Annotated in this window: 23 protein-coding genes; 1 reads left to right on the plus strand and 22 read right to left on the minus strand. The window is 41.9% G+C overall.

The genetic code is table 11. The annotated features are described in order from the left end of the window. Positions 1–3: 3 nt before the first annotated feature. From BC351_RS22535 to BC351_RS22635, 21 genes are all read right to left on the minus strand, one after another. Entirely contained in the window at positions 4–381 is a 378-nt protein-coding gene (locus BC351_RS22535) for a flagellar protein FlaG (RefSeq protein ID WP_079415130.1), read from the minus strand. 22 nt (positions 382–403) lie between these two features. Further along, on the minus strand, positions 404–2,185 hold the full coding sequence (gene fliD / locus BC351_RS22540; RefSeq protein ID WP_079415132.1) for a flagellar filament capping protein FliD: 1,782 nt from the start codon (positions 2,183–2,185) through the stop codon (positions 404–406). 57 nt (positions 2,186–2,242) lie between these two features. Beyond that, positions 2,243–3,307 carry a glycosyltransferase family 2 protein gene (locus BC351_RS22545; RefSeq protein ID WP_079415134.1) on the minus strand — a complete coding sequence of 355 codons (1,065 nt, stop codon included), beginning with the start codon at positions 3,305–3,307 and terminating at the stop codon, positions 2,243–2,245. A gap of 67 nt (positions 3,308–3,374) precedes the next feature. Beyond that, positions 3,375–4,184 carry a flagellin N-terminal helical domain-containing protein gene (locus BC351_RS22550; RefSeq protein WP_079415136.1) on the minus strand — a complete coding sequence of 270 codons (810 nt, stop codon included), beginning with the start codon at positions 4,182–4,184 and terminating at the stop codon, positions 3,375–3,377. A gap of 108 nt (positions 4,185–4,292) precedes the next feature. Beyond that, on the minus strand, positions 4,293–4,535 hold the full coding sequence (gene csrA / locus BC351_RS22555) for a carbon storage regulator CsrA (RefSeq protein WP_079415138.1): 243 nt from the start codon (positions 4,533–4,535) through the stop codon (positions 4,293–4,295). 3 nt (positions 4,536–4,538) lie between these two features. Further along, entirely contained in the window at positions 4,539–4,961 is a 423-nt protein-coding gene (fliW, locus tag BC351_RS22560) for a flagellar assembly protein FliW (RefSeq protein WP_079415140.1), read from the minus strand. A gap of 150 nt (positions 4,962–5,111) precedes the next feature. After that, positions 5,112–6,008 carry a flagellar hook-associated protein FlgL gene (gene flgL, locus BC351_RS22565; protein WP_079415142.1) on the minus strand — a complete coding sequence of 299 codons (897 nt, stop codon included), beginning with the start codon at positions 6,006–6,008 and terminating at the stop codon, positions 5,112–5,114. 25 nt (positions 6,009–6,033) lie between these two features. Next, positions 6,034–7,599, minus strand: a complete 1,566-nt coding sequence (gene flgK, locus BC351_RS22570; RefSeq protein ID WP_079415144.1) for a flagellar hook-associated protein FlgK — start codon at positions 7,597–7,599, stop codon at positions 6,034–6,036. 14 nt (positions 7,600–7,613) lie between these two features. Next, positions 7,614–8,120, minus strand: coding sequence for a flagellar protein FlgN (locus tag BC351_RS22575; protein WP_079415146.1), 507 nt, complete (start codon positions 8,118–8,120; stop codon positions 7,614–7,616). 24 nt (positions 8,121–8,144) lie between these two features. Beyond that, the gene (gene flgM / locus BC351_RS22580) at positions 8,145–8,420 is read right to left on the minus strand and encodes a flagellar biosynthesis anti-sigma factor FlgM (protein ID WP_079415148.1); all 276 of its coding nucleotides are present in this window, start codon (positions 8,418–8,420) and stop codon (positions 8,145–8,147) included. A 96-nt stretch (positions 8,421–8,516) separates the two neighbouring features. After that, positions 8,517–8,942 carry a flagellar protein gene (locus BC351_RS22585; RefSeq protein ID WP_079415150.1) on the minus strand — a complete coding sequence of 142 codons (426 nt, stop codon included), beginning with the start codon at positions 8,940–8,942 and terminating at the stop codon, positions 8,517–8,519. A gap of 108 nt (positions 8,943–9,050) precedes the next feature. Beyond that, the gene (locus tag BC351_RS22590) at positions 9,051–9,815 is read right to left on the minus strand and encodes a ComF family protein (RefSeq protein WP_079415152.1); all 765 of its coding nucleotides are present in this window, start codon (positions 9,813–9,815) and stop codon (positions 9,051–9,053) included. Next, positions 9,816–11,801, minus strand: coding sequence for an ATP-dependent helicase ComFA (locus BC351_RS22595; protein ID WP_079415154.1), 1,986 nt, complete (start codon positions 11,799–11,801; stop codon positions 9,816–9,818). A gap of 42 nt (positions 11,802–11,843) precedes the next feature. Beyond that, positions 11,844–12,245: a hypothetical protein gene (locus BC351_RS22600; RefSeq protein ID WP_079415156.1), complete on the minus strand. Its 402-nt coding sequence runs from the start codon at positions 12,243–12,245 to the stop codon at positions 11,844–11,846. A 64-nt stretch (positions 12,246–12,309) separates the two neighbouring features. After that, positions 12,310–13,035 carry a response regulator gene (locus BC351_RS22605; protein ID WP_079415158.1) on the minus strand — a complete coding sequence of 242 codons (726 nt, stop codon included), beginning with the start codon at positions 13,033–13,035 and terminating at the stop codon, positions 12,310–12,312. After that, positions 13,013–14,200, minus strand: a complete 1,188-nt coding sequence (locus BC351_RS22610; protein WP_079415160.1) for a sensor histidine kinase — start codon at positions 14,198–14,200, stop codon at positions 13,013–13,015. The genes BC351_RS22605 and BC351_RS22610 overlap by 23 nt, the downstream gene beginning before the upstream one ends. 95 nt (positions 14,201–14,295) lie before the next feature. Beyond that, complete coding sequence (locus tag BC351_RS22615) at positions 14,296–16,899, minus strand: stalk domain-containing protein (RefSeq protein ID WP_079415162.1); 2,604 nt, start codon at positions 16,897–16,899, stop codon at positions 14,296–14,298. Positions 16,900–17,094: 195 nt separating this feature from the next. Continuing rightward, entirely contained in the window at positions 17,095–17,538 is a 444-nt protein-coding gene (locus BC351_RS22620; protein ID WP_079415164.1) for a coiled-coil domain-containing protein, read from the minus strand. A 206-nt stretch (positions 17,539–17,744) separates the two neighbouring features. Beyond that, positions 17,745–18,950, minus strand: a complete 1,206-nt coding sequence (gene metK, locus BC351_RS22625; protein ID WP_079415165.1) for a methionine adenosyltransferase — start codon at positions 18,948–18,950, stop codon at positions 17,745–17,747. 328 nt (positions 18,951–19,278) lie between these two features. After that, positions 19,279–19,548, minus strand: coding sequence for an alpha/beta-type small acid-soluble spore protein (locus BC351_RS22630; RefSeq protein WP_079415167.1), 270 nt, complete (start codon positions 19,546–19,548; stop codon positions 19,279–19,281). Positions 19,549–19,696: 148 nt separating this feature from the next. Continuing rightward, a complete protein-coding gene (locus BC351_RS22635; RefSeq protein WP_079415169.1) occupies positions 19,697–20,227 on the minus strand; it encodes a hypothetical protein in 531 nt (176 codons plus the stop codon). Positions 20,228–20,331: 104 nt separating this feature from the next. On the opposite strand from BC351_RS22635, the gene BC351_RS22640 reads away from it, so the two are divergent. Next, on the plus strand, positions 20,332–21,024 hold the full coding sequence (locus BC351_RS22640) for a stalk domain-containing protein (protein ID WP_158082195.1): 693 nt from the start codon (positions 20,332–20,334) through the stop codon (positions 21,022–21,024). Positions 21,025–21,069: 45 nt separating this feature from the next. Here BC351_RS22640 and BC351_RS42380 read toward each other — a convergent pair. Beyond that, positions 21,070–23,757, minus strand: a 2,688-nt coding sequence (locus tag BC351_RS42380; protein ID WP_079415173.1) for a hypothetical protein, incomplete at its 5' end; no start/stop codon positions are given.

Genomic DNA, 23,757 nt, shown 5'->3' on the forward strand with positions numbered 1-23,757 from the left:
GTCCTACCTCTTCTCGTCAATATTGAGTCCATTAATTTCTTGAAAATTAGCAATCAAATCAACAATTTTTTCATTCGGAATTTCTCGAATGACTTCATTGGTATCCTCATTAATTACCTTCACCATGATTTGTCCCGTTTTTTCATGTACGCTATATGCGAACTTATGTTTAGCGCCCTCGAGTGTCTTGTTAATTTTCTCAATTGCTTGTACTACTGCTTTGTCCGAAACCGTTAACTCATAATTCTGTTTCTGCATAAGTTGACTGACTGATTCCAAGCCGCCGATTTCTGAGCTTGTTGAAGTGGGAGAAACAGTTATATTCGTATAGGGAGTTTGATCGCCACTACGCGTGACCCCCCCAAATGAATTTATCTCCATATGTTCATCACCTCACTATATTTTAACCTGTAAATTTCGATAATGAGTTCATTATCGTATTACTCTTACCTATTGCCGTATCCATAGATGAGAACATTTTATAGTAGTACGTTTCTTTTTTGGCCAATTTCGCAGAAAAGTCAGTTATATTTTTGTTCAAATCGGTAATTTGTTTACCAATTGTACTAGTTACATTATCTGTCGAGGTACTTGCTCCACCCGCTTTTTCAATGATTTGCTTTAACGAAGTAGAGACCTGGTCGTACATCTTTTGAGCAATTCCGTCTGGATTGTTCGAGAACGTCTGGATAACCGCATTCGGATCCGCACTTAAAGCTGCACGTAAGGCGGTTTCATCCAAAGTTAACTTCCCTGAATCGTTAATGGCACTGCTATCATATGCTTTCGTTGTGATACCTATCTTGTATAATGCATTGTATGTGGATGATGAATTTGAGCTGACAGTAGTACTTATAAGCGAACGCAATCCACTTAATGCTGATTTCAGCATATCATCGTTCTGAAGTAGACCACTCTTCGCCTTAGTTTCCCAAACAGTAATCTCTGTGTCTTTCATATCTTTCTTTTGATCATCCGTTAATGGCGTAAAGCTGCGGTATTTACCCTCTTTGACCCTTTTATTCATCAGATCTATTGCATCATTATATGTATTCACAAAGCTGGTAATTTTCTTCACTGTGCTGTCGATATCTTGACTAACATTAACGGATACAGCGCTCGACGTGACTTGATTAAGCGTATAAGTAACACCACCAGCCGAAAAAGTATTGGAACTCCGTGTAGAAGGTGCACCGTCGATAGTTAATACAGCATCTGCTCCAGCGAGTTTTGTAACGTTACTACCCGTCAAACCTAATGCCCCCAGAAGATTACCAGTTGCATCACTCATCACCACCTGCGAGTTGGACCCAGCATCTTTAGATGCAACGGTCACTCTGTCCGTCTCAGCATCATAAGACATGTTGACGCCAGCACTAGACGAATTAACCCTCGACATAATTGCAGAGAGTTTATCACCCGAGGTATACGAAATGGTTTGACCATTAATATTAAAATTACCTGATCCTGTTAGAGGTGTCCTAAATTGCGTCTGATTACTTAAAGTTAGCGAAGGATCGATTCGATTCGTTTGAGCGCTCGTAAAACCAATTGAGGCAATCCCCGTATTTCCTGATACAATTTTAACGGAAATTTGACTTAAACCGGTAAGTTCAATTTTGTCGCTGGAATTGGCGGAAACTGCAATTTTTCCACTTCCGAGGCTACTATCAATACTTGATTGAACTTGTGCAGCAAGCTGTGTCTTATCATAAGTCCCATCAGCTATAGTTACTGTTCTTGAAACGCCTGCGTACGTGACTTGAAAAGAATTATTGTTCGATGCTGCTGCAATGACGGTTGAGGCATTTACGCTACTACTTCCTGTCATTACATTTTGTGAGATGGAATTTTTGTTGAAAGCTGTAGCTCCAGAAGCCAAATTTTGTACAGTAATACTATGAGAGACTGAATTAGCTGTACCGTCAGCCTTAGCTGTGACCGCTGTTGGATTCGATGTTGTCGCTGATAGCTGATTCCAATCTCCAGAAAGCTTCATACCATCCAATTGCGTCTTCAAGCTGGCGAGCTTGGTATTGACCTCCCGATACAGATCAGAACTCCAACCCAGTGTTGTTTTCTTCGCCTTCAGTTTATCAACGGGAGCATTTTCTGCTTTCATCAGTTTAGTTACCATACTTTCAATATCCAAACCCGAGTTAAGCCCTGTTACGCGATTAACCATTCCTATCAACCTCCTTGTTTGAATTCTATACTTTATTTATCGTATTTTATTCGGTTATTATGAAGAGGTATTTCGTAAAATTAATAATCTAGACGCAGCTTCCTCATAGCCAAGATCGGACGAATAGCGATAATAATCCAAGCCCTTGTTTAATTCACCGATCACTTCATAATATACACCCAAGTTATATGCCGCCTTGTAAGAGCCAACTCCAGCGACAGAGCTGTATTTAGCGGTTTCACCGATTTCAATTGCCATCTTGAAATGAGTTTCAATTACACCAATTTCTCCTGTATCCATCGCTAAAAGCCCAAGTAAAAACGGCATATCCGGAAACTGCGGGTAAACAGGGGCATATTGCTTCAGTAACATGACAGCTTCCTTGAACTTCCCTTGTTCTTTGAGCGTGTAACCTAGCATGACAACCATGACGGGAAAGTACAAAGCCGATACTTCATTTATATTCAAACCAAGACGAAGCTGCTGTTCAGCCTCGATATATTTACCTGTACTATAGTACAGCTTGCCTAGCTGATATCGCATATATCCGTCATTTGGATACTGTTCCAAATGGGATAGGTACATGGGAAGATAGCGATTAGCTTTATCCTTCTCCTTATATATCTCTTCGCTATAACCATAGTGAGAAATCTGAAGTCCTGTGTCTTCAAACAAAGCCGGCTGCGTTCCACAATAGACTTGTTCATGCACGACTCCATGGAATTTATACTCCGGTCGGTTCGGGTAGAAGCGAATCATACGATGATGCTTAATACCGTCCTGCAATACATTATTTATAGTAACCGAACCTGTCGAGTTCGGGAATTGTTGAACGAATTGTTGCAACCTCACGAAACAATCTTGTGGTAATTCTTCGTCAGCATCGATGAAAAGAATATACTCTCCAGTTGCATAAGAAGCACAATAATTTCTCGCCTCTGCAAAATGGTTATTCCATGTATAGCTAAAAATTCGTGTACCAAATTGTTTGGCTACTTCTACACTTCTATCTTTAGAACCCGTATCTAGAACAATCGTCTCATACTCAATCGGTATACTTGCTAAAGATCTGGGTAATTGTTTCTCTTCATCCTTAACGATCATACATACACTGATTTTCATATGCCCCCCTTAGTAAGTAAGAAGCCCATTACGATGTAATGGGCTTCTTTGAAACGAAAAACTAAACTTATGAAAGCAATTTAAGAACACCTTGAGATCCTTGGTTTGCTTGCGCCAACATAGAAGTGGACGCTTGTTGAAGGATATTCAACTTGGTGTAATTCATCATTTCTTTTGCCATGTCTGTATCGCGGATACGGGACTCAGCAGCTTGCAAGTTCTCGGTTGTAGTTCCGAGGTTGTTGAATGTGTGCTCCAATTGGTTTTGAACGGCACCAAAAGAAGAACGCGCGGAGTTCACTGTCAAGATGTCTTTGTCAATGGCACCAAGTGCTGTACTTGCATTTGTCATGCTTGTAAGATCTTTACCACTGATTTGAAGCGAAACCACTGTGATGTTTTGCAGAGAAACCGTAACAATATCTCCGCCTTTGTCGCCGATTTGGATCGTTACTGCAGTATTGGTGTTCAGCACGTTGATACCGTTGAAGTTCGTTTTCGTAGCAATGTTATCAATAGCTGAGGTAAGCGATTTGAACTCGGAGTCAATTGCAGCAAGGTCAGAAGTGTTGTAAGTTCCGGTTGACGCTTTTGTTGCCAACTCTTTCATACGGGACAACATGTCGGATACTTCGTTCATTGCGCCCTCTGCAGTTTGTACCAAGGATACGCCGTCTTGTGCGTTAGATTGAGCTTGGTTAAGCGATCTGATTTGCGTACGCATTTTTTCGGAGATCGACAGACCCGCAGCATCGTCAGCAGCACGGTTGATTTTGAAACCGGAAGACAATTTCTCACTGGATTTACCTTGTTGGATGTTGTTACCTTGCAAGTTGCGGTGAGCGTTCATTGCGTTAAGATTGTGATTGATAATCATGATATAATTCCTCCCTGAATGTATAATTTCCACTTCCATGTGGGTAGGCTTTTCGCCTTACATATATATATATCGGATGCGCATTTTGATTTGTTAATAGCATTTTCACTATTTTTCGCTATTTTTTTTAGATCTCGTCATGTTTTTTAATAGAGCAAGGTCTATCTTGCCTTTCGAGGCTTCAATGTTGCTTAATTGTATGGTTTCATAAACTTCTTTTCTCAGTATATTGATATCCTGTGGCGCCCTAATTCCTATTTTGACCTGATCGCCGTCAATGGCGGAAACGAAGATTTCTATATTATTGCCTATCAATATGGATTGCCCTTTTTTACGAGAAAGAATTAGCATGACCTATTCACCGCTTTCTTTGGAAATAGGAGCAAAAAGAGGCTCGCTTGTTTTGTAGCCACTGTCCGGTGGAAGTACAATCTGTCTACCTATCAAACTCTTGGTATTAATCACGATCGGGGCAAGCAGATTCATCGTTGATTCCATAAATTTCTCATGGATCGTTACAATGGCTAGAACAGCCACCTCTTCTTGACTCTCCACCTGAAGCGTAGATTTGATACTCTCCTCAAGCTCGAATACATATTGCTCATGAAACGAAAAAGGCGACGTAACCAGGAAAGAGATATTAGGATCTTCAATACTTTGTAAATTTGCGAATTGATCGTTTTCTTCAATCACATCAATACGATATTCATTATGAGCTTCGAATCCCAGAATACTTCCCTGAAGCTGAATAGTAACATCATGTAACATGGTTATCATTCCTTGGTACCTCCTCAAAACACGACAATGCTATAGCATTCGCTACAGCATTGATAGTTTATTTGTAATAGTCTCATACTCGCTGCATTCATTATTCATAAACTTGACGCTCCATTATGGCAACAAATCACAGGCAATCCACGTCAGCAATTATCTGATGTAATCCAACAAACTCGGCTGAATAATTTTGGCTCCTACAGACAGCGATGCTTGGTATACACTTTCATCCGACTTCAACTTTGTAATCGTTTCGGCCATATCTGCATCTTCCGTTGTAGCATCCAGACTATTTAAGTTCAGATCCAAATCTTTAATGCGATTGTTGATCAAATCAAGACGATTGGCTCTAGCGCCTACTTCTGATCTCACTTCAAGAATCTTAGTAATTCTTGTTCCAAATTGATCATAGAGTGATTTGGCGGTGGCTTGGTCTCCAGCTGTAAAAGCAGTCTGCAGGCCTTTTAACACCGAAAATAGGTTGTCCGAGTCGGTTGTTTGTCCGAATACTTCACTACCTGTCACATTTAAAGGTATAGTCACTCCAGCAGCAAATTGTGAGATAAGCTTCCCTGAATCTGTAGTTTCAGTCGCAGCTCCTGCAGAGGTGTAAGGTTGGATGTCTGTCTTTTGCCCATTGAAAATGTATTTTCCATTTAATTGATCATTTCCTAACGTAACCGCTTGTTCATATATCTGGCCAATCTCTTTCGCTATCGCGTCTAAAGCACTCTGTGGGTTCGTTCCATTCAGCCCTCGCGTTACAAGTTCATTAGCTCGTTGAACAATATCTCCAACTTGGCCTAATATAGTATCGGTATGCTCAACCTGTGATGAAGCCATGTCAACATTTTTTTGGTATTGCTCATTAATGGATAGCTCACTGCGATACCTTAATGCATAGGTAATGCCAACAGGATCGTCAGATGGTTTATTAATTTTCTTACCTGTCGCCAATATATTCTGATTAGTTTCCATTCTGCCCATGTTATTGTTCACATTCCTGAGCAGCTGACTATGCATCATGCTTTGCGTTACACGAACAGTCATGCTAAGCTACCTCCCTAATGATGATTTAACGTCCTACTACTCCGGTATTATTAATAAGTTTCTCCAATATTTGATCAAAAGTTGTCATAAATCTAGCTGCTGCACCATAAGCATGTTGATATTTGATCATATTCGACATCTCTTCATCCAATGAAACTCCGCTTACTGACTGCCTACGAGAATCAACCTGATCAACTATTGCTTGCTGATTCGTATTCAGACGAGTCGCTTCCTGAGCTTGAACACCCAATTGACCCACTACAGAGCGTAAATAATCATCAATCGTACCTTCAGTGATTCCGTTGCTGTTCGTTGTATATTGGAACTTATTATCTTTTTGTTGGGCTATAAGCAAGGCTAAGGTGTTGTTACCCTTGACGGCTTTCTCGGTGGCACCTGAGCCCTCGGTTCGCAACGAGGTTACAATCTTACTCGCATCCGCGGCAATTGTCGGATTCAAAGTAATTGTGCCCGCGGTTATACTGCCGCTAGTCGATGTAAAAAAATCAGTCCCCGTAGCGGCTGGAGTCCCAAATGTATAACCAAGCTTGTGAAGACCATTCAAGCCTGCCACAGTCGCAGTGAGATCTGATGTTAGCGTTCTCGTAGCTCCGGAATAAGTCACTCCGTTTAATACAGTACCTTCAGGTAGTACGGAACCCTTAGGAATTGTTATCGTGATATCACCGGTCGCAATACTGCTAGCGATCGTATTAAGTTGCTTCTGGTAGTCAGCGACATATTTATCTCGAGAAGCAATCATTCCGAATACTTCACCGCTCTTCAAATTCCCTGTTCCATCGCCACTGCCGTAAGCAGTTTGCAATTCATCTGCTGTAGTTGGTGTAAATGAATCACCAGTAACCAAGTTCGTATTCCCCATAGAAATAGAATAACCTTGAGGGGTATTCGTGACCGTAATATTAACAATTTTCGAAAGTTCATCTGTCAAGAGATCACGTTGGTCTCTTAAATCATTGGCATCATCACCTAAACCTTCAATGCGAGTGATTTCGTTGTTTAAGCTAGAAATTGTACTGGTCTTGGAATTAATTTCGCTCACTTTCACTCCAATGTTGGCAGTTAAATCCGAGCTTAAATCACTCAGTTGCTTGCTTATTTGATTCATTGCATCCGTTAAGGCCATAGCATTTTCTCTAACAATTTTGCGTCCAGTTGTGTTCTCTGGGTCCTTGCTTAAATCAGACCAAGAAGCCCAGAACTTATCGAGCACTGTTCGAAGTCCAGAGTCGGAAGGCTCGTTAATAATAGTCTCAAGTTTATTTAAGGTGTCGGATTGGATTTTGGAGTTGCCTAACGATTTGTTCTCATTTCGAAATTGATCATCCAGGAATGACTCGCGAATCCGGGTAATTGAAGTAAACTCTACCCCAGTTCCCAGTTGCCCGGGCGTATTGGACCGATTCAACCCAGGAAATTCTATAGGCTGCGATGCCGCCATATTAACAATTTGTCTCGAATACCCAGCTGTATTTGCGTTAGCTATATTATGTCCTGTGGTATTTAAAGCGGCAGTCTGGGTAAACAAACTTCTCTTGGCTGTTTCTATCCCATGAAAAGTAGAGGTCATATTAAAACACTCCTTTAGGCTTTAGTATCAAATATTCCGTTTCGTACGGAGTTATATCCCGACTGGTTAGGATGTTGATAGAATGCGTCTTGCTCTGGGGTTTTCACGAATAAATCCAATGAAAAATCTATAAATGCTAATGATTGCTCAATTAGCTTTTGATTCACTTCATTTTGTTTCTTCATCTCTGTCATAACGTCTAATAACCTTGCTTGAACTTCACTTAAGGCTTTCTTTTCTTCTGCCTTGAATATAATTTTAATCAGGTCGCTGACTCTCACCTTGGGGTCGGGGTTATACCCACGAGAGATCAAATATTCCCCAGTTAACTGAACTCTCATTCGCTCAAGTTCTTCAATTTGCTTAATAAGCTTATTTTCTTTATGAATAATAGTATTAAGCTCAACTACTTGATTATTAACTAATACGGGTGTTTTTTGCGCCGCTAATTCTAACATTGTTTGATGAATGGAAATTAAATTTTCTAAGACTTCAAGCAACTGGGCTATGCTCACGTTCATTCACCTATTCTCTTGTCATGTGATTTATTTAAAATAAGGGAGCAACTTTTCCGCAATCTTCCCCGCATCTACATGATAAGTACCCGATTCAACAGATTGCTTCAGTTGATTGACCTTGGCTACCCGTTCTTTGGACTGCACGGCTTGACTGGTTTCCAAAAGCAATTCTTTAGCTTCACTGGATATTTGGACTTGGTCTCTTTGTTTTTCTTTTTTATTAGTTCCGTTCAACGCCTTATGATCACTTGCTTGCCTATAGGGATTAACTGGTCCAACCCGCTTTGGTTCATTAACTTTCATTCGGTGACACCTCATTCGCTTAAAAATAAAAAGCCGATAATCGTTATTACTATTATCGGCAGTTTGTATAAGAAACTTTATATGGTTGAACTTCTTTTATTCATGCCTGTCCTGTAGACGTTCCTTGATTTTAAAACTCATTTGAGTATCCTTCTTCTCTTGCTCCATTCTCCGCCGCTCATCCTCGGAATTATTCCTTACATCCTTCACAAGTTTCATGCGGCAAGGTTCACAAATCGTATTCTCGCGAATCTGAGTCCCACAAACTTCACAGGAATAAAACATATTCGGTGCATGCATGATGGAAATTCGACCATCACGAATGAATTTCGTGATTTGTTTAATCGAAACACCTGTTGCATCGCTCAAATCATTAATGTTCGTGCCTTTATTTTCACGAAGGTGTTTCAAGCATTTATCATACTGCTGCTCCAAATCCTTCAAACAGTTCGGACATACCTCAGCGAACCCTTTAACAAATATTTTGCCACAGCGCGGACAATTAGCGACATTCATTCCCATTTGTATCGCCCCCTTCTATTATTCCCAATTCCCAATTAATAATTCCAGTTTACCGCAATTCGACAGCGTTTGCATATTAATATTTTGACAACAATAGAACTCCTTCCTTCATCTGGCCCATGTTAGTCCAACTACTTCAGCTGATAAACTCGTTTTGAGCACCTTAGCACATTGATTCATCGTACTTCCTGTCGTATACACGTCATCCACAAGGTAAATATGCAAGGATGCCGTTGAGCATCTTATGTCAAGCCGCGATAGGTCGATTTCAAATACATGCTCTAAATCGTCCAATCTTTCATTCCTCTTTTTAAAGCTTTGCTTGTCTGTGTGCTTGGAACGGTTAAGAAGTGGGATAACAGGCAGTCCTACTCTTTTTCCTAGTTCTATTGCCATTTGATCAGCTTGATTGAAACCTCGTTCTAACATTCTACGTTCACTCACAGGTACAAAAGTAATTATCTTCTGCGCTGGATCGGAGCCGGAATTTGGTTGCTCTAGCTGCGATAAGTGATAAGCATGAACAAGCATCCTGCCTATGACTGTTTTCAGCCTTTCATCTCCACGATATTTATATCGGGCAAGAAGCTCCTTCATCGCATCATCATATCTTACAGCGCTACGGCTTCTTTTAAAAAAGGTTTGTTGTCTCCGTTGACAATCCCAACATCTCTCTGAGCGCCCACATGTGGGACAACGCACTTCTTGAATCCACGGAACCTTTTGATAACATGAAATGCATAACCCCAGTTGTTCTAACCGAAGTTCACTAACCTTCTTACAAAGAAGGCATTCCGCCTTTACAGGGCTTAGTATTGAAGCTAACGTAGTCCATGCTTTTTTGAGCCAATGCCCTATTCCTGAATTCGTCATTCACTTCCCCCTTAGTAAGTATCCCTGTTTATATGCCATGCGGTTCATTTGTTGAATTTGTCGAATCGCCTCCTTTTGTGAATATGTAATTTCTTTTGCTGCAAAATACACCTTCCCCGCTGGATCATCTTTCGATCTCCCCGCGCGCCCTGCCATTTGAACGAGCGCAGCCTCGTCAAATAACTTCGAATCGGCATCCAAAATGAATACATCCGACTTAGGTACCGTCACACCTCGCTCTAATATCGTTGTTGTTACTAATAAGCGAATCTCTCTGTTTCGGAAACGTTGGACCTTGTCTGTTCGAGCCGAATCCTTGGATGACGTCCCCTCCACACCTATCATTGAACCGCTTGATCTTGAGTTTATCATCTTCCTCAAAAGCTCAACCGTCGGCTCCACAAATTGAATATTAGGCACAAAAACAAAAACCTGCGCATCCCGCTCTATCGAGACAGCTATCTTCCCAAACAACGAACTCGGCAGCGTTTGTGCCTGAAGTGATTTCCTCAGATAAGGAACTGAAATTAGATGAGGAACTGGCACTGGGTGCTTATGAAAACGCACCGGCACTCGAACATGCGGCAATAATCCGCGCTCAGCCGCCTTTCGAATTGCTTTGGGCGGCGTAGCCGAAAGCAAAATGTTGACACCGCTAGGCTTGCACACTTTAGTAGCCGCGTAAGAAAGCATAGGATTGTTGTGATACGGAAACGCATCAATCTCATCAATAATAACCAGATCAAAAGCCCTATGAAAACGCATTAGCTGATGCGTCGTGGCGATCGTGATCTGTCCTTGCTCCCAACGCTGCTCACTCCCACCATACAGCGTCACAACGCTATAGCCTGCGAAAGCCCGCTCGATGCGTGGCTGCAGCTCCAACACCACGTCTTTACGGGGTGTTGCGATAAGTACTCGTCCACCTCTAGCCACGGTATGGTGCACAAAAGGAAAGATCATCTCCGTCTTCCCGGCGCCGGTTACAGCCCAGATCAAAAACTTCCTCAGAGCCAAGGGTTTAACGACTTCGCTTGCAGTTGTCCTTCCTCGAACCGACACCTCAGCTCTCCTCACACTTCCAAATACCTTTAGGCTAGTATTAGACAGCCAATTCACTTTTCTATGTGCTCTCGCATCTCCACTGCTGATATAACGAAGCCCCTCCAGAGAGGCTCTTGCCTGAGGCTCACTAAGCCCCCATGGCTCGATATAGGCGCGGAGATCGTCTTCCCCACCACCGAATGGCGCAACTAACGCAGATCGCCCACTGACTAACAAAGAGCAGAACCTAGCCCGTCCCATCGTCAGACACTCCTCGCAATAAGGACATTCCTGCCCGCAATGCACGCAAGCTGACCAAAACATTCGATCTTCACTACTCCCACACCGCTTGCAGCGATAGCTCGTCTTATTCTTAAATCCTTGTCGCCATTCTCGATGTTCAATGACTTCCAAACAACTGCTCAACTCAAGATCGCCATTAAGATGTGCCAATTGCAAATAGGCTCGCCAAACTTCCCCTGTCCCGCAATCCAGACCTATCTCCTCCAGCAGTTGATGGACTTCCTCAATGAGGAGCGATCTGCCGCTGCATGCATCAACGATACCTGTGTATACTCCTGTGTCTAAAACTACTCTTGGATACATGCTTTGCTTCCAAGTACCATGATGAATGACTTCTTTCTTAAAGGCTTCTTGATTGAGATTTACGTGTTCTCTTGCAATTCGGCGAAACCGTTCTAACGCAGTCTCACCCATCTCTTCAATTCCCTCACCAGATTTCCTTGCAGTGAGAAAGGCATCACTATTTAGCTTCTGCAGCAACCGCACACCTTGCCCAAAAGAAATAAAAGGTTCGAACACTACGAGGCCGGCGTCGGCTGCGTATTGCTCGAACCAATATTGAATGTCTGTCTGGGTGTGAATGGTTATTCGCCATTCCCATTTTTGTCCTAAGCATACAGCGTAAAGTTGAACTTTCATTGCTCACCTTACTCTCTTAGTCATGTAAGTACTTGTAACATCCTACTGTAAACCAAAGGGAATCTTAACAAGATCCTCCCGATTACTTAGATGAACTACAATTAGAGCTTCACTTTCATGTTGCAGCAAGTAGTTGTCTACAGTGCCACTATCTGCTCCACTATGCAGGTCCAGTAAATGGGTATGGGATAGTCGCTCAATAATTTTTCTTGTATCGTCGGACGACCCCTCATCAAAAATTGTAGCCGTCACTTCGTTGCCTTTTAGACGAGTGAAGAAAAACAAAGAGCGAATATACCATTCAATCTGGTTTTGATTATTTTTGGTAACGAGTAGAATTTTAGTTTGTTTCTTGTTCTTGCCCTTCCGGTTTCCGAACAATAGATGGAGCACAGCGATGCTGATTCCGTAGCAACCTAAGATCCAAAGCAACCCAACCCACATAGCGGATCCCTCCCTTATTTGCAATGTATGCCGCATAAGGAATAGGGGTTCCAACAAGGGGATTTTACAAGGTTACCCAACCATTTTTGATCGCAATAATAACAGCTTGTGTCCTGTCATCGACTTCCATTTTCTGAAGGATGCTGCTGACGTGGTTTTTAACTGTTTTCTCGCTGATAAAGAGGAACTCACCAATTAGTTTATTGCTTTTACCTTCTGCCATAAGACGAAGAACTTCCGCTTCCCGTTTGGTCAGTGGACTGTTTGCATTATGTATGTATTTTAACCCTGAATCTTTGACACCCTGACCGGATCCTACAACACCAACATCATCGAGATAAGTCATTCGTCTAAGCTGATTAATCAGCTTGCCTGTGACTTTGGGATGGATATAAGCATGACCGGCAACAACAGAGCGAATCGCGTTAATAAGGGACTCCGCCTCCATGTCTTTGAGCAAATAGCCTGAAGCCCCTTTGCGAAGGGTTTCGAATACGTAACTCTCATCATCATGAATGGATAGAATAATTACTTTGATATCAGGGAAGATAAGTTTCAACCGCTCTGTTGCAACTACCCCGTTTTCAAGTGGCATGTTAATATCCATAAGCACAATATCAGGAGTAATTTGGTTGCATAGCTCGATAACCTGGATCCCGTCACCGCACTCTCCAATGACTTCCATATCATCTTCCATATTAATAATTCGTTTAACACCTTCGCGAAACAATTGATGGTCGTCCGCAATGACGAGGCGTACATTGCGTTTATGACTCGCCGTGTTGTCCATTCTGATTTTCCTCCTTGTTCTCTGCACCGCTGCCAATAGGGATCAGCATCGTAATTTTGGTTCCTGAATCTTTCTCAGACTCAAGGACCATCGTGCCTTCCAAAAGCTCAACACGCTCGCGCATGCCTAGCAAACCGAAGTTATTCCCTTTGGCTATTCTCTGTTCTGTCTGTGGCACGTCGAATCCGATTCCGTTATCTACTACGTAGATTTGCACTTGATCTGGTTCCAGTGTGAGCTCAACAGATAAGAAAGTAGCTTTCGCATGTTTGATTACATTAGATAGAGCTTCTTGCACTAGTCGGAAGATAGCAATTTCAAGCCCAGATGGAATGCGAGTCTGTTTGCCTACGAGATTAAATTGTGTGCGAATGCGATATTTCTCTTCGAAATCCTGTACATACTTACGCAATGTAGGAACGATACCTAGGTCATCAAGCGCCATTGGACGGAGGTTGAAGATGATCTTCCGAACTTCTTCAAGTCCTCCTCTGACTTGACCCTTCAAATCTACCAATTCTTCCTTAACAGCAGGAATATCATCTTTAACAAGCATGCGCTGTGCAATTTCTGTGCGAAGCACGACATTTGCTAAGGTTTGAGCCATCCCATCGTGTATTTCACGTGCGATACGCTTCCGCTCTTCCTCTTGCGCCAAGATGATTTTCAAACCAAGCAACTGCCTATTCTTCGCCGATTCTAATATGCGAGTCACCTGATTGAGATCACCTGACAAATATTCCAGGACGACATTCATCTGCGAAACGATCGTCTCAGCCCGTTCTACCTGCTTGTCCACATTCTTCGTTCGCATCTGTAGATCATTTCGCCTGGTCTTCAGATTATTTTCTTTTTCCCTTGCGATTGTGAGCTGTAATTGAAATGCAATAGCCGCTTCATAAGCAATCTTAATATCTTCCTCACGATATTTATTAAAGTCACGACTGACTTCCGTGAGTCGAATGCGAGAACGCTTGTAATCCTTCTCCAACTTATCAACCAGCTCAATCGTTACACTCGTCTCATATTTAATTTCCTCGAGTTCCCGAATAAGTGATTCCTTTTCGAAGCGAGAGGCTTCAGCGATTTCAAACATTTGATACTTGCTGCTCTCCATGACGTTAATTGCGTTTTTTATGACACGATCTATAGCGTCTGGCTGCAAATGAAACGAGCTCCTTTTAACAAACAATATTAGAAATTAGTCTACCCCATATTGTATCATAGTTCTGACAATTTGAAGTGTACTTCTAGCACTATTTATTCAAGGGTTATCCCATAATTTTTAGGATCCCAGCCTACTTTGAAGCCTAATTTCTCGGAAACAAGCCGCAAAGGCACCATCGTCACGTTATTCATAATTTTCGGCGCTACTTCTGCAGTCACACGTTGCCCATTTACTAATAGGTCTGCATTATCAATCCATAGATCTATCAATTTATCACCGCGGATGACTGTAACCTTACGCTCCTTCTCATCCCACTTTACACTTCCGCTAAGGGCTTCAGTAACGAAACGGAGCGGAATCAAAGTATTGTCATTCACAATGGTAGGTGCTTGTTCTAAAGTCATAGGCTTATCATTCAGCGTAACTTGTTTCTTATTTACTGTTAGCTTTACCGTGTTTTTCGGCAATGATGCCAGCTGGCCTTTGTAAATAAATGAAATATCATCGATATTAATTTTCCCTTTCGCAGCTCTTTCGTCCTGTCCATTGGCAGGGTTAGCCACGTAAACACTCTTGATTTTAAGCGGGAATTTCAAATCAGACACATCGGCCGTAATCTTGCGCCAGCCTGTCCAGTTCATATTTTCAGTGAAACTCACTAAATTCGTAACACCATTGGCATCAACCACTTCTGCTCGTACCCAATTGAAGCTTCCATCACCAAATACTCTTGCTGAAATAAATTCTGGTTCCCCTTCAATCGGAGCACCACTCGTTCCATTAAACCTGGCGTATGCCGCTTTTGTTCCTGTGCCTTTTGTAAAATCGTAAGCAATCTCGATATTCTTATTCCCGTTATCTTGTGCAATATTAACGGAAGAGACTACCTCTGCCGGGTATTTGTCGCCAGTTGTCATTACCGCGAATTTGTCTACATCATACCAAATTTTTTCTCGGCCAACAGGTAAAGTTACCATCGTACTATACCCATCATATCTAGCAATAACTTGAGCTGCTTGAGACCCTGACGCACTATCTACATGAAGTATCCCGTCTTTGAGTGAGCCTTTAATACCACTTAGTTCCCATGTCGCAGACGCCGCGGGCAAATCCCGAGTAACTCCACTTCGTGTAGTCACGCTAATAGGGAGTTTGAAATCTCCACCCTCTGTCACTGAAAAAGCTCCTGCACTGAAAGTCATCGCAGTAATTTGATCCCTACCTACAACCTCTACGTCCATGGAGGCTGATCCTTTACCAGACTTTGCTGTAATTTGTGTTTTACCAGGTGCTGCAGGTGTGAATACATTATCTTTAAAAGCACCATTCGTCGTGGAAGTGCTCCACTGTGGAACAATACCTTCTACGGAAATCGGGTTATAATAGTCATCATAAGCTTTAAATTGATAAGTGCTAGGTTCATTCATGAATAAAATATTTTGACCTTTTAGAATAAGTCCCTTCAAATCGCCCTTAGGTGCAGTCGAATATACACCAACTCCATTTACTACGGAACGCTGATTGCCGTTCTCCGTTTTGTTGACAAGCTTCGGATCGAAATCACCTAGTGATCTTGAGACCATCTGTGTCGAGCCGCCACCGTCCAGAACCATCCCTTTCCAAACACCAGCCCCTATCATGAACTGCTGAAGCTCAGGAAGCGTCATGCCAGCACTGCCTGCGCTTCGGTCAGAAGTAATGATATAAGCCGTCTTCATGTCCTTAGAATAGCCTATTGCTGTTCGAGATCGAGGACTATACCCACTGAAATCCCCAATATTACGGGTAAAATAACTTGGCTTGGCATCGTCCACTAACAACGTGCTGCCACCGATTAACATTTTAAAATTTTTCCAATCATAGGTCTTAGAAGCATCGTGCGGAACCATATCATATTTGGTGGTGATCTTATCTCCAACTTTGAGATGATTAACGATAAACTCCCGGGCTAAGCCAGAACCTCTGAGGATATAGCCATCTGCTGGAGCAATCATTTTAACATTCGTATCTACTGCAATCTCCTTAACGATGTCGTTCTGGATAAGCGCCTCTGTTGGAACATGCGTTCCATCTACAGCTCTCTGTGTCATAGCCCAAGCACTTGTATAGAGAAACAGCCCGTCCGCAATCAACGGGACGTCATTATCATCCCAATAATATGTCTTGTTCACACCACCAAGCTCGAACGACGTTCCATCCTTCGCTGTTACATTACCCTGAAAATCTAATATATCAATAATCGGTTGATTATTTTTCGTAATCGCGAATGAATACAATCCAGATATTTTCGCCGGCGTTGCCATGACCTGGCCATTCGTTATTTGTGCGCCTTCCGGAACACCTTCTGCTTGCGTATTAAAAAAGTCTCCATTCACACCAGCCACCGCACCGGTATCCTTCACCATGCCTAATACACTTTGATTTTTCGTAAATTGATTCTTCGTACCTGCCATTGCGTCTATCTTCACGTTCGGATTCGTCAAATCAACTTCTACGACGTTGGCGTTCACCGAAACATCCTTATTGCTTCTCGTTGTTGTCCATACATAATTCTTCATTATTGCACCTGATGTAATTGTTTCCTGTGAACTAAGTGTCAACGTCGGACCTGCCGCGTAAACCGTCGTTCCCGCAACCAATTGCCACACCAATGCGCAAGCCAGCGCACCCATTCCTACTTGCTTCTGAACCGTCATGTTGCTTTTCCACTCTCCTCTTTCAGTCTAAGTCTAGTATCTATCTTTATAGCGATATCTATATAGACTCTAAAACTATGGAAAAAGTTACGATAGGAAGGAAGTTGTATTTATACGTCATAAAAGACCGAAACGCAAAAAAGAGCGCATGACCCTACTTGGATCTGCTCTCTGCTTGAGATGCATGGCTATATATTAAAGGATGTGTTTTATTTTGGCTTCTTGTTCAATGGAACGTACGGATAACAGTTGGATAATCGCGTGCTGCTGTTCTTGAATAACTTCCATCCTCTTCACCGTTTCATTGGTTTCGAGTACGGCTTGTTTGATTTGAGACTGTTCTACTTCCAATTTACCGAGGCGAGTGTCTATTCCGTCTAATCTAGAATCCACACTATCTAATCTGGAATCTATTCCATTTAATCTAGAATCCATACTATCTAATCGAGAGTCTATTCCATCTAATCTAGAATCCATACTATCTAGTCGAGAGTCTACTCCGTCTAATCTAGAATCCATACTATCTAGTCGAGAGTCTATTCCACCTAATCGGGAGTCGATCCCATCAAGTCTCATTATCACGGGTGACAATTCAGCCTTAAGTAAAGCAGAAAGCGTCTCTTTCAAATCATTATCCATATCATCACTCCCGTCCACCACTTGTCCCTAATAAGTTTACTGTTAGCCAAGTATATCACATTTTGTATAGCAATAAGCCTTTGTTTTTTCATTGAGTACTTATATATTTTACCATAAATTAAATCAAAAATCAAACATACGTTCTCTTTTGTGTTATATCTTTTTAAAAATAAATAAAGCCGCCCCTGAAGGACGGCTAAACTATTTTAAACCAAAGCTTGTGCTTTCAAAGTCTCAGCTTTGTCAGTACGTTCCCAAGGAACATCCAGGTCATTACGGCCAAAGTGACCGTATGCAGCTGTTTGACGATAGATTGGACGACGCAAGTCAAGCTCTTTGATGATGCCCGCAGGGCGAAGGTCAAAGTTTTTGTGGATAAGCTCAACGAGCTTCTCTTCGCTAACTGTGCTTGTTCCGAAAGTATCAACAGCAATGGACACCGGACGCGCTACGCCAATTGCGTAAGCCAATTGAACTTCACATTTCTCAGCAAGTCCAGCTGCTACGATATTTTTAGCAACATAACGCGCTGCGTATGCACCGGAACGGTCAACTTTTGTTGGATCCTTACCAGAGAAAGCGCCGCCGCCATGACGAGCATATCCGCCATACGTATCAACGATGATTTTACGACCAGTCAAACCAGCATCCCCTTGTGGTCCACCAATAACAAAACGGCCCGTTGGGTTAATGAAGTAGTTTGTGTTCTCATCCAACAAGTGAGCTGGAACAATTGGGTTGATCACGTGCTCTTTGATGTCTTTTTGGATTTGCTCCAAAGTTACATCTTCACTATGCTGTGTAGATACAACAATCGCATCAACACGAACTGGTTTATCATCTACATACTCAACAGTTACTTGTGTTTTTCCATCAGGACGCAGGTATGGCAAAGTACCGTCTTTGCGAACTTCTGTCAAACGACGAGCCAGTTGGTGAGAAATGGAGATCGGAAGCGGCATAAGCTCAGGAGTTTCGTTAACCGCAAATCCGAACATCAGACCTTGGTCACCAGCGCCAATTGCTTCGATTTCCTCATCGGACATAGAACCTTCTCTTGCTTCAAGTGCTCTGTTAACACCTTGTGCAATGTCAGGGGATTGTTCATTCAATGAAACGAGAACCGCACATGTTTGGGAGTCAAAACCGTATTTCGCACGTGTGTACCCAATTTCTTTAATTGTTTGTCTAGCAATTGCTTGAATATCTACATATTCAGAGCTTGATGTAATCTCACCGATTACCAAAACCAAACCAGTTGCTACAGATACCTCACATGCTACACGAGCATTCGGATCATTGGCAAGAAATGCATCCAATACCGAGTCAGAAATTTGGTCACAAATTTTATCCGGATGACCTTCTGTTACGGATTCGGATGTAAATAAACGACGTCCACGTACTTGCGCCATATCATTCATCCTCCTAATATCATTTAGTATGTTTGAAAAGCTTCTACTCGATGCCTCTATATGAAAAAATGTGGGCCCGGCTTTCGCGCAGCTTTTCACGCCAAACGGAATCCCTCTTTTGCGCTCAAGCGCTAACAAGAACGTTCAATTCCGCACTGGTAAAAACAAATAATTTTCACTGCAATAATGAATAAAGACAACAAAAAAATGAACCTTTCCCGATTGGAAAAGGCTAAATTAAATATTGACCTTCAATTAGTTATCTTACTTTATTTGTCGTCTAGTGTCAATGTATAAAACATGAAGATATTATGAATAAAGCCCGTAGCTACAGCGAAAACAGCACTTCTTCTGCACGTTGAATCAGCCTTTTCGTAATCGTTCCACCTACGGCTCCAGCATCCCTTGAAGAGATGTGTCCCCAGTAATCTTCCTTGATCGAACTTGAAGGAATCGCCCCTAGTTCTGTCGCAAACTCCGTATCGGCATTTAACGACATTTGCTTGCCTACAGGCAGCCCTAACTCTGCAGCGATTTCATACTTTAGAACATCAAGTGCCTTCTTCGATTCAGGAACCACTTTATTGCCTCTAGCCATACTTAAACGCCTCCTTAGAGTTTGTGTTGTCCAATACTTCATAAGGCCGTGAACCCTTATTGGGTTGCATCTATAGTATGGCTAGAATCCAGCACCCAAACCGCATAAGAAGTTGTCATAATGGGTAAAATTATGGAGGAAAGTGATGTTACTGTGTAACCTTGCTACCATCGGCATTCAAAATCAAATAACCCCCGCGCACCATGACAAATATATCCGCCGTATTCTTGGGCGTTGGCTTAATCCCGCGGCCCTCGGTCGGGAAAATCAAAAGATGATTCAGCGCGATTTCTGTTCCCGCTGCCAAATCCTTGCCTCCCGTTACATCCGGGATACCGTTCTCATCGTTGCTCACGGCGAGTACTTTGCCGCTTCGCACGATAAACTCAGCGCCAGCTCCCGCGTAAAGGGTTTGTCCGTTCTGCAGCTGGACAACCTTCATTGTCGCTGACGTAGAGCCTCCTGCGCTCGGTTGGCTGCCACCATTGGCAGCTAGCGCCGCTGTGACAAGCTCTTTCACCTTGGCTTCGCTTAAGGTGTTCTGGTCGAAGTAGCTCTTCGTAATCACCGGGTCGGTGGATGAGCCAGGGGTTGGGGCATCAGCTTGAGAAACTGAAATAAATGACGATAATAGAAGAATTACGCAACCTGTTGTCAAAATCATTTGCTTCCTATTCATTAGCAGTAAACTCTCCTGTCATAATAATCTGTAAAATTAAAGGAAATCTTACTTCTTCTGTTGAATTATCTATTAAAAATAATTCAACAGAACGGAGTGATTTTTTGAAAAAATTACTAACGGTAACTATGATTTTATTCTTTATTACTAGCAGCGTCAACGCTTCATCAAGCCGGGGAGACTTCGAGGGCAATCCAATTGTAAGTGTAAAAGACAATGGAAATGAACTTAAAGTGGATGACGTTCCCGCTATCAATTACAAGGGAAGAACGATGGTGCCTATTTATATGTTGAAGCAGTTAGGCGCTGATGTTGCTTGGGATGATTCAACGTATAGTGTGAATGTTTCTTTAAAGAATGACCAACCTAAAAACGAAAATCAAAACGAATCTATAGTAAATGCTTATAAATGGCTAAGTGATACAGACATGCAAATCTATATGTACGCAAATAAACTACAGCAATACATGGATTTTGATCAAGTGCCTAACGTCAAGGATATTCTCGATAGAGATTATTTGGAGCTTACAGACGAATATAACAAATCATTGGAATTCGCGACTTCCGTCTACAAGCAAAATGCGAACACCGGCATTAACGAAATCCTCGCTAGCCAGTCCAAAGTGCTTGAAAACGTTGGACAAACCAAAGAAATGTTTAAAATCTGGCTGACTCGCAAAAACGATTCGCAAATTAACGCTAGCTTACAAATTAGTTTGTTCAACAGTATTGAAAACAGTCAAAAAAATATAGCAAATACAAATAAATATGTGCATTCTACATTTATGCAAAAATAAAAAGAAGGCCAATTGGCCTTCTTTTTTATTACGCGTTAGCTAATCTTATGGAGTAGCAGTAACAGTTACTGCAACAACATCGGATTTACCGTTTGGTGAAGTAATTGTCAGATCAAATGTACCAGAACCAGTTACAGCGATATCACCATAAGGATTAATTGTAACATTTTTAATGCCGGTAGAGTAGTTGCTAGCTGCGAATGTTACACCCAGTACGCCGTTAGCTTTTTGAGCTGCATCTTTCTCATACTCTTTACCATAGTTATCTGTAACTTTTAGAGCAGGATTGATGAATGCATTTCCTCCAGCTGTACCAATTGTCATCGTGCTGTCAGCAGCAACTTTATCAACTGCCAATGCATCGTTCTTAGTAGTTACAGCTACTGTTGCTGTTTTGATTTCGTTTTTAATCGTTTTGTAGGATACGTTCAATGTTGCAGTACCTACTTTGTTACCAAGAACATAAGCTTTACCATTAACAAGAGCTACTTTAGCAGCAGCATTGTTGGACGTAGTAATAGCAGTAATCGTACCAGATGGAACTTTAACAATATCGCCAGCAGCATTTTTAGCTGAAACTTTAACTTCGCGTGCGAATACTTGGCTCTTAGTTACATCTTTAAGATCATCAGCAGTGATGGTTTGGCCATTGCCGTAAGTTGTTCCTACAACAGAACCGCTATCGCTCAGGTTGAACAAAGTAGGAACAGCGTTCACGGAGTAAGTCAGATCATCTGTAATTTGAGCAACAGTTACTGATCTTGTAATCTTGGAGATCTCAGTACCGTTCTTAGTAATTGTAGCTACGAACTGAATTCTGGAACCAGCATCAGCAGTAGAACTAGTGAACAATGTGAACTCGGCGTTGAATTTCTTGAAGTCACCATAACTTTCACCTTTACCAAAAACTGCAGGTGAATTGATGAAATCATTTAATTTCAATCCAAGTTTAGCATTAGTAGGATCTGTAAATACTTTGCCATCTTGATCGTAAGTTGATGAACTTACAGTTACTCGATATACGTTACCCCCAGATTCAACATTGTTGCCTTGGCTGTCTGTGAAGTGAGCATCGTCAAGTTTTTTACCATATTGGTCGATAACAGCAAGCTCAACTGCTACTGTAGCGCTTGGAAGTGCTGCTTTCGCAGGATCAGTTACTACATTGAAGTGGTCAGGTACACGAGCGTCTTGAACTGTGTAAGTTTTTGTTGAAGTGCTGCTTGCGTTAGCTGTTGCAATGATTGCAGTGACGGAAACAGCGCCCTTAGAATTCGGGCTAATTTTATCCAATTTGATAGTTCCTCTGTGCTCACCGGAATCTTGGATTGTAGCGATAGATTGACCGGAAACGCCAGAAACGTTAATACTAATACGTTTGCGGTTTTGTTCGCTAGTCAAATCATCAATGCTAAGCTCATTTCCAGCAGCATCATAAGCAATAATTGGAACATATACATTTAGGTCGCCAGCAGCAATTACATCGTTAAGGTCGCCGATTACAACTTTATTGGCAACTTTAGCGGATTTAACGGAGATCTTACCAGTTGCTGTAGCAGCTTGATTGAACACTGTAAAGTTGTATTCAGCAGCTTTGTCAATATCTTGCAATAAAGAGATCTTAACTTGCGGGATATCGTTTCCGTTATCCTCAAACTCTGTTTTAACATCAGTAGTTGAAATGTAATCATTCCAAATTAGAGTTGTATCTCCAAATAATTTAGAAGTATTAGTGTTCTCTTTGCTGTAGACTTTTGCATTGATCAAAGAATCATAGGAGATTGTGCCGCCGTATTGATCAAACAGGACAAGATCAAATTTAACGTTTTCACCTTTACCGTTCAACGTCGTACCTACGGAGTAACGAGCTGCACCAAGCTCAAGTTTAGTCAGGATTGGTTGCGTACCAAGCTTGAAGTTCTTAGTAGCAGTAATGTGGCTATCGTTGTTAACAATCGTTACTGGAATTACAGATACACCTTGAGTAGTGTTAGGATTTGCTGTATTCAAAGTAATCAACAAAGTACCATCATTGTCTTTTGTGATTTTTGTGAATGATGCAGCAGATGTGTAAACGTTGTATGAACCAGCGTTTGTAGTTGCATTTTCACCGTATTGGTTGGAAGCTTTAACCTTAACGATCGTTTTATCTGCATAAGCAATTGTGTCGCCAGCATTTACGAAGTCAATTTTTGTAAGAACTTCGTCTTGACCTGTGAAAGAAGCAGTTGTTTTATCAGTGTTAGCTGCATCTAGGCCAGTTACGTTTACTGTGTATTCACCATTGCTGATTTTAACATCAGTCAGTGTAAGAACTGCGGATTTTTTGTCATCAGCAAACTTCGTTGTAGTTACTACATCAGAAGTACCTTTTTTCAAGGCAATTTTTGCTTTGTCTGTATCAACTGGTTTGTTGAAAGTTACAGTCACTTTTTGAGCGCCAGTAGCTTTTGCTTCTGTCACGGATACTTTACCAGGGGAAACATATTGTTGTTTCGCTTCGTATGCACCAGTCAAAAGAAGATCGCGAGTCGCGTTTGCTTGACCGTTGAATTTACCGCCGTCGCCAGCTGGAAGAAGTTTCAATTCAAGAGCAAGAGCAACATAACCTTGTGCCCAGTCTGTAACTGTTGAATCGTTACCTGTTTTTGCTTTAGCGTCAGCATCTTTACCAAGAACGCGAACCAAGAAAGTAGCCAGTTGTTCTTTTGTTACTTTACCAGCTGGGTTGTA

Source organism: Paenibacillus ferrarius, from assembly GCF_002027705.1.
In the GTDB taxonomy this organism is placed as follows: Bacteria; Bacillota; Bacilli; order Paenibacillales; family NBRC-103111; genus Paenibacillus_E; species Paenibacillus_E ferrarius.

Excerpts from the sequence above, each read along its gene's own strand:
- BC351_RS22635 (WP_079415169.1), bottom strand. The coding sequence starts at position 20,227 with ATGAATAGGAAGCAAATGATTTTGACAACAGGTTGCGTAATTCTTCTA.
- fliD (WP_079415132.1), bottom strand. The coding sequence starts at position 2,185 with ATGGTTAATCGCGTAACAGGGCTTAACTCGGGTTTGGATATTGAAAGT.
- BC351_RS22535 (WP_079415130.1), bottom strand. The coding sequence starts at position 381 with ATGGAGATAAATTCATTTGGGGGGGTCACGCGTAGTGGCGATCAAACT.
- metK (WP_079415165.1), bottom strand. The coding sequence starts at position 18,950 with ATGGCGCAAGTACGTGGACGTCGTTTATTTACATCCGAATCCGTAACA.
- BC351_RS22585 (WP_079415150.1), bottom strand. The coding sequence starts at position 8,942 with ATGGGAATGAATGTCGCTAATTGTCCGCGCTGTGGCAAAATATTTGTT.
- flgL (WP_079415142.1), bottom strand. The coding sequence starts at position 6,008 with ATGACTGTTCGTGTAACGCAAAGCATGATGCATAGTCAGCTGCTCAGG.
- flgM (WP_079415148.1), bottom strand. The coding sequence starts at position 8,420 with ATGAAAGTTAATGAACCAAAGCGGGTTGGACCAGTTAATCCCTATAGG.
- BC351_RS22590 (WP_079415152.1), bottom strand. The coding sequence starts at position 9,815 with ATGACGAATTCAGGAATAGGGCATTGGCTCAAAAAAGCATGGACTACG.
- flgK (WP_079415144.1), bottom strand. The coding sequence starts at position 7,599 with ATGACCTCTACTTTTCATGGGATAGAAACAGCCAAGAGAAGTTTGTTT.
- BC351_RS22595 (WP_079415154.1), bottom strand. The coding sequence starts at position 11,801 with ATGAAAGTTCAACTTTACGCTGTATGCTTAGGACAAAAATGGGAATGG.
- BC351_RS22630 (WP_079415167.1), bottom strand. The coding sequence starts at position 19,548 with ATGGCTAGAGGCAATAAAGTGGTTCCTGAATCGAAGAAGGCACTTGAT.
- fliW (WP_079415140.1), bottom strand. The coding sequence starts at position 4,961 with ATGATAACCATGTTACATGATGTTACTATTCAGCTTCAGGGAAGTATT.
- BC351_RS22605 (WP_079415158.1), bottom strand. The coding sequence starts at position 13,035 with ATGGACAACACGGCGAGTCATAAACGCAATGTACGCCTCGTCATTGCG.
- csrA (WP_079415138.1), bottom strand. The coding sequence starts at position 4,535 with ATGCTAATTCTTTCTCGTAAAAAAGGGCAATCCATATTGATAGGCAAT.
- BC351_RS22620 (WP_079415164.1), bottom strand. The coding sequence starts at position 17,538 with ATGGATAATGATTTGAAAGAGACGCTTTCTGCTTTACTTAAGGCTGAA.
- BC351_RS22545 (WP_079415134.1), bottom strand. The coding sequence starts at position 3,307 with ATGAAAATCAGTGTATGTATGATCGTTAAGGATGAAGAGAAACAATTA.
- BC351_RS22575 (WP_079415146.1), bottom strand. The coding sequence starts at position 8,120 with ATGAACGTGAGCATAGCCCAGTTGCTTGAAGTCTTAGAAAATTTAATT.
- BC351_RS22600 (WP_079415156.1), bottom strand. The coding sequence starts at position 12,245 with ATGTGGGTTGGGTTGCTTTGGATCTTAGGTTGCTACGGAATCAGCATC.
- BC351_RS22615 (WP_079415162.1), bottom strand. The coding sequence starts at position 16,899 with ATGACGGTTCAGAAGCAAGTAGGAATGGGTGCGCTGGCTTGCGCATTG.
- BC351_RS22550 (WP_079415136.1), bottom strand. The coding sequence starts at position 4,184 with ATGATTATCAATCACAATCTTAACGCAATGAACGCTCACCGCAACTTG.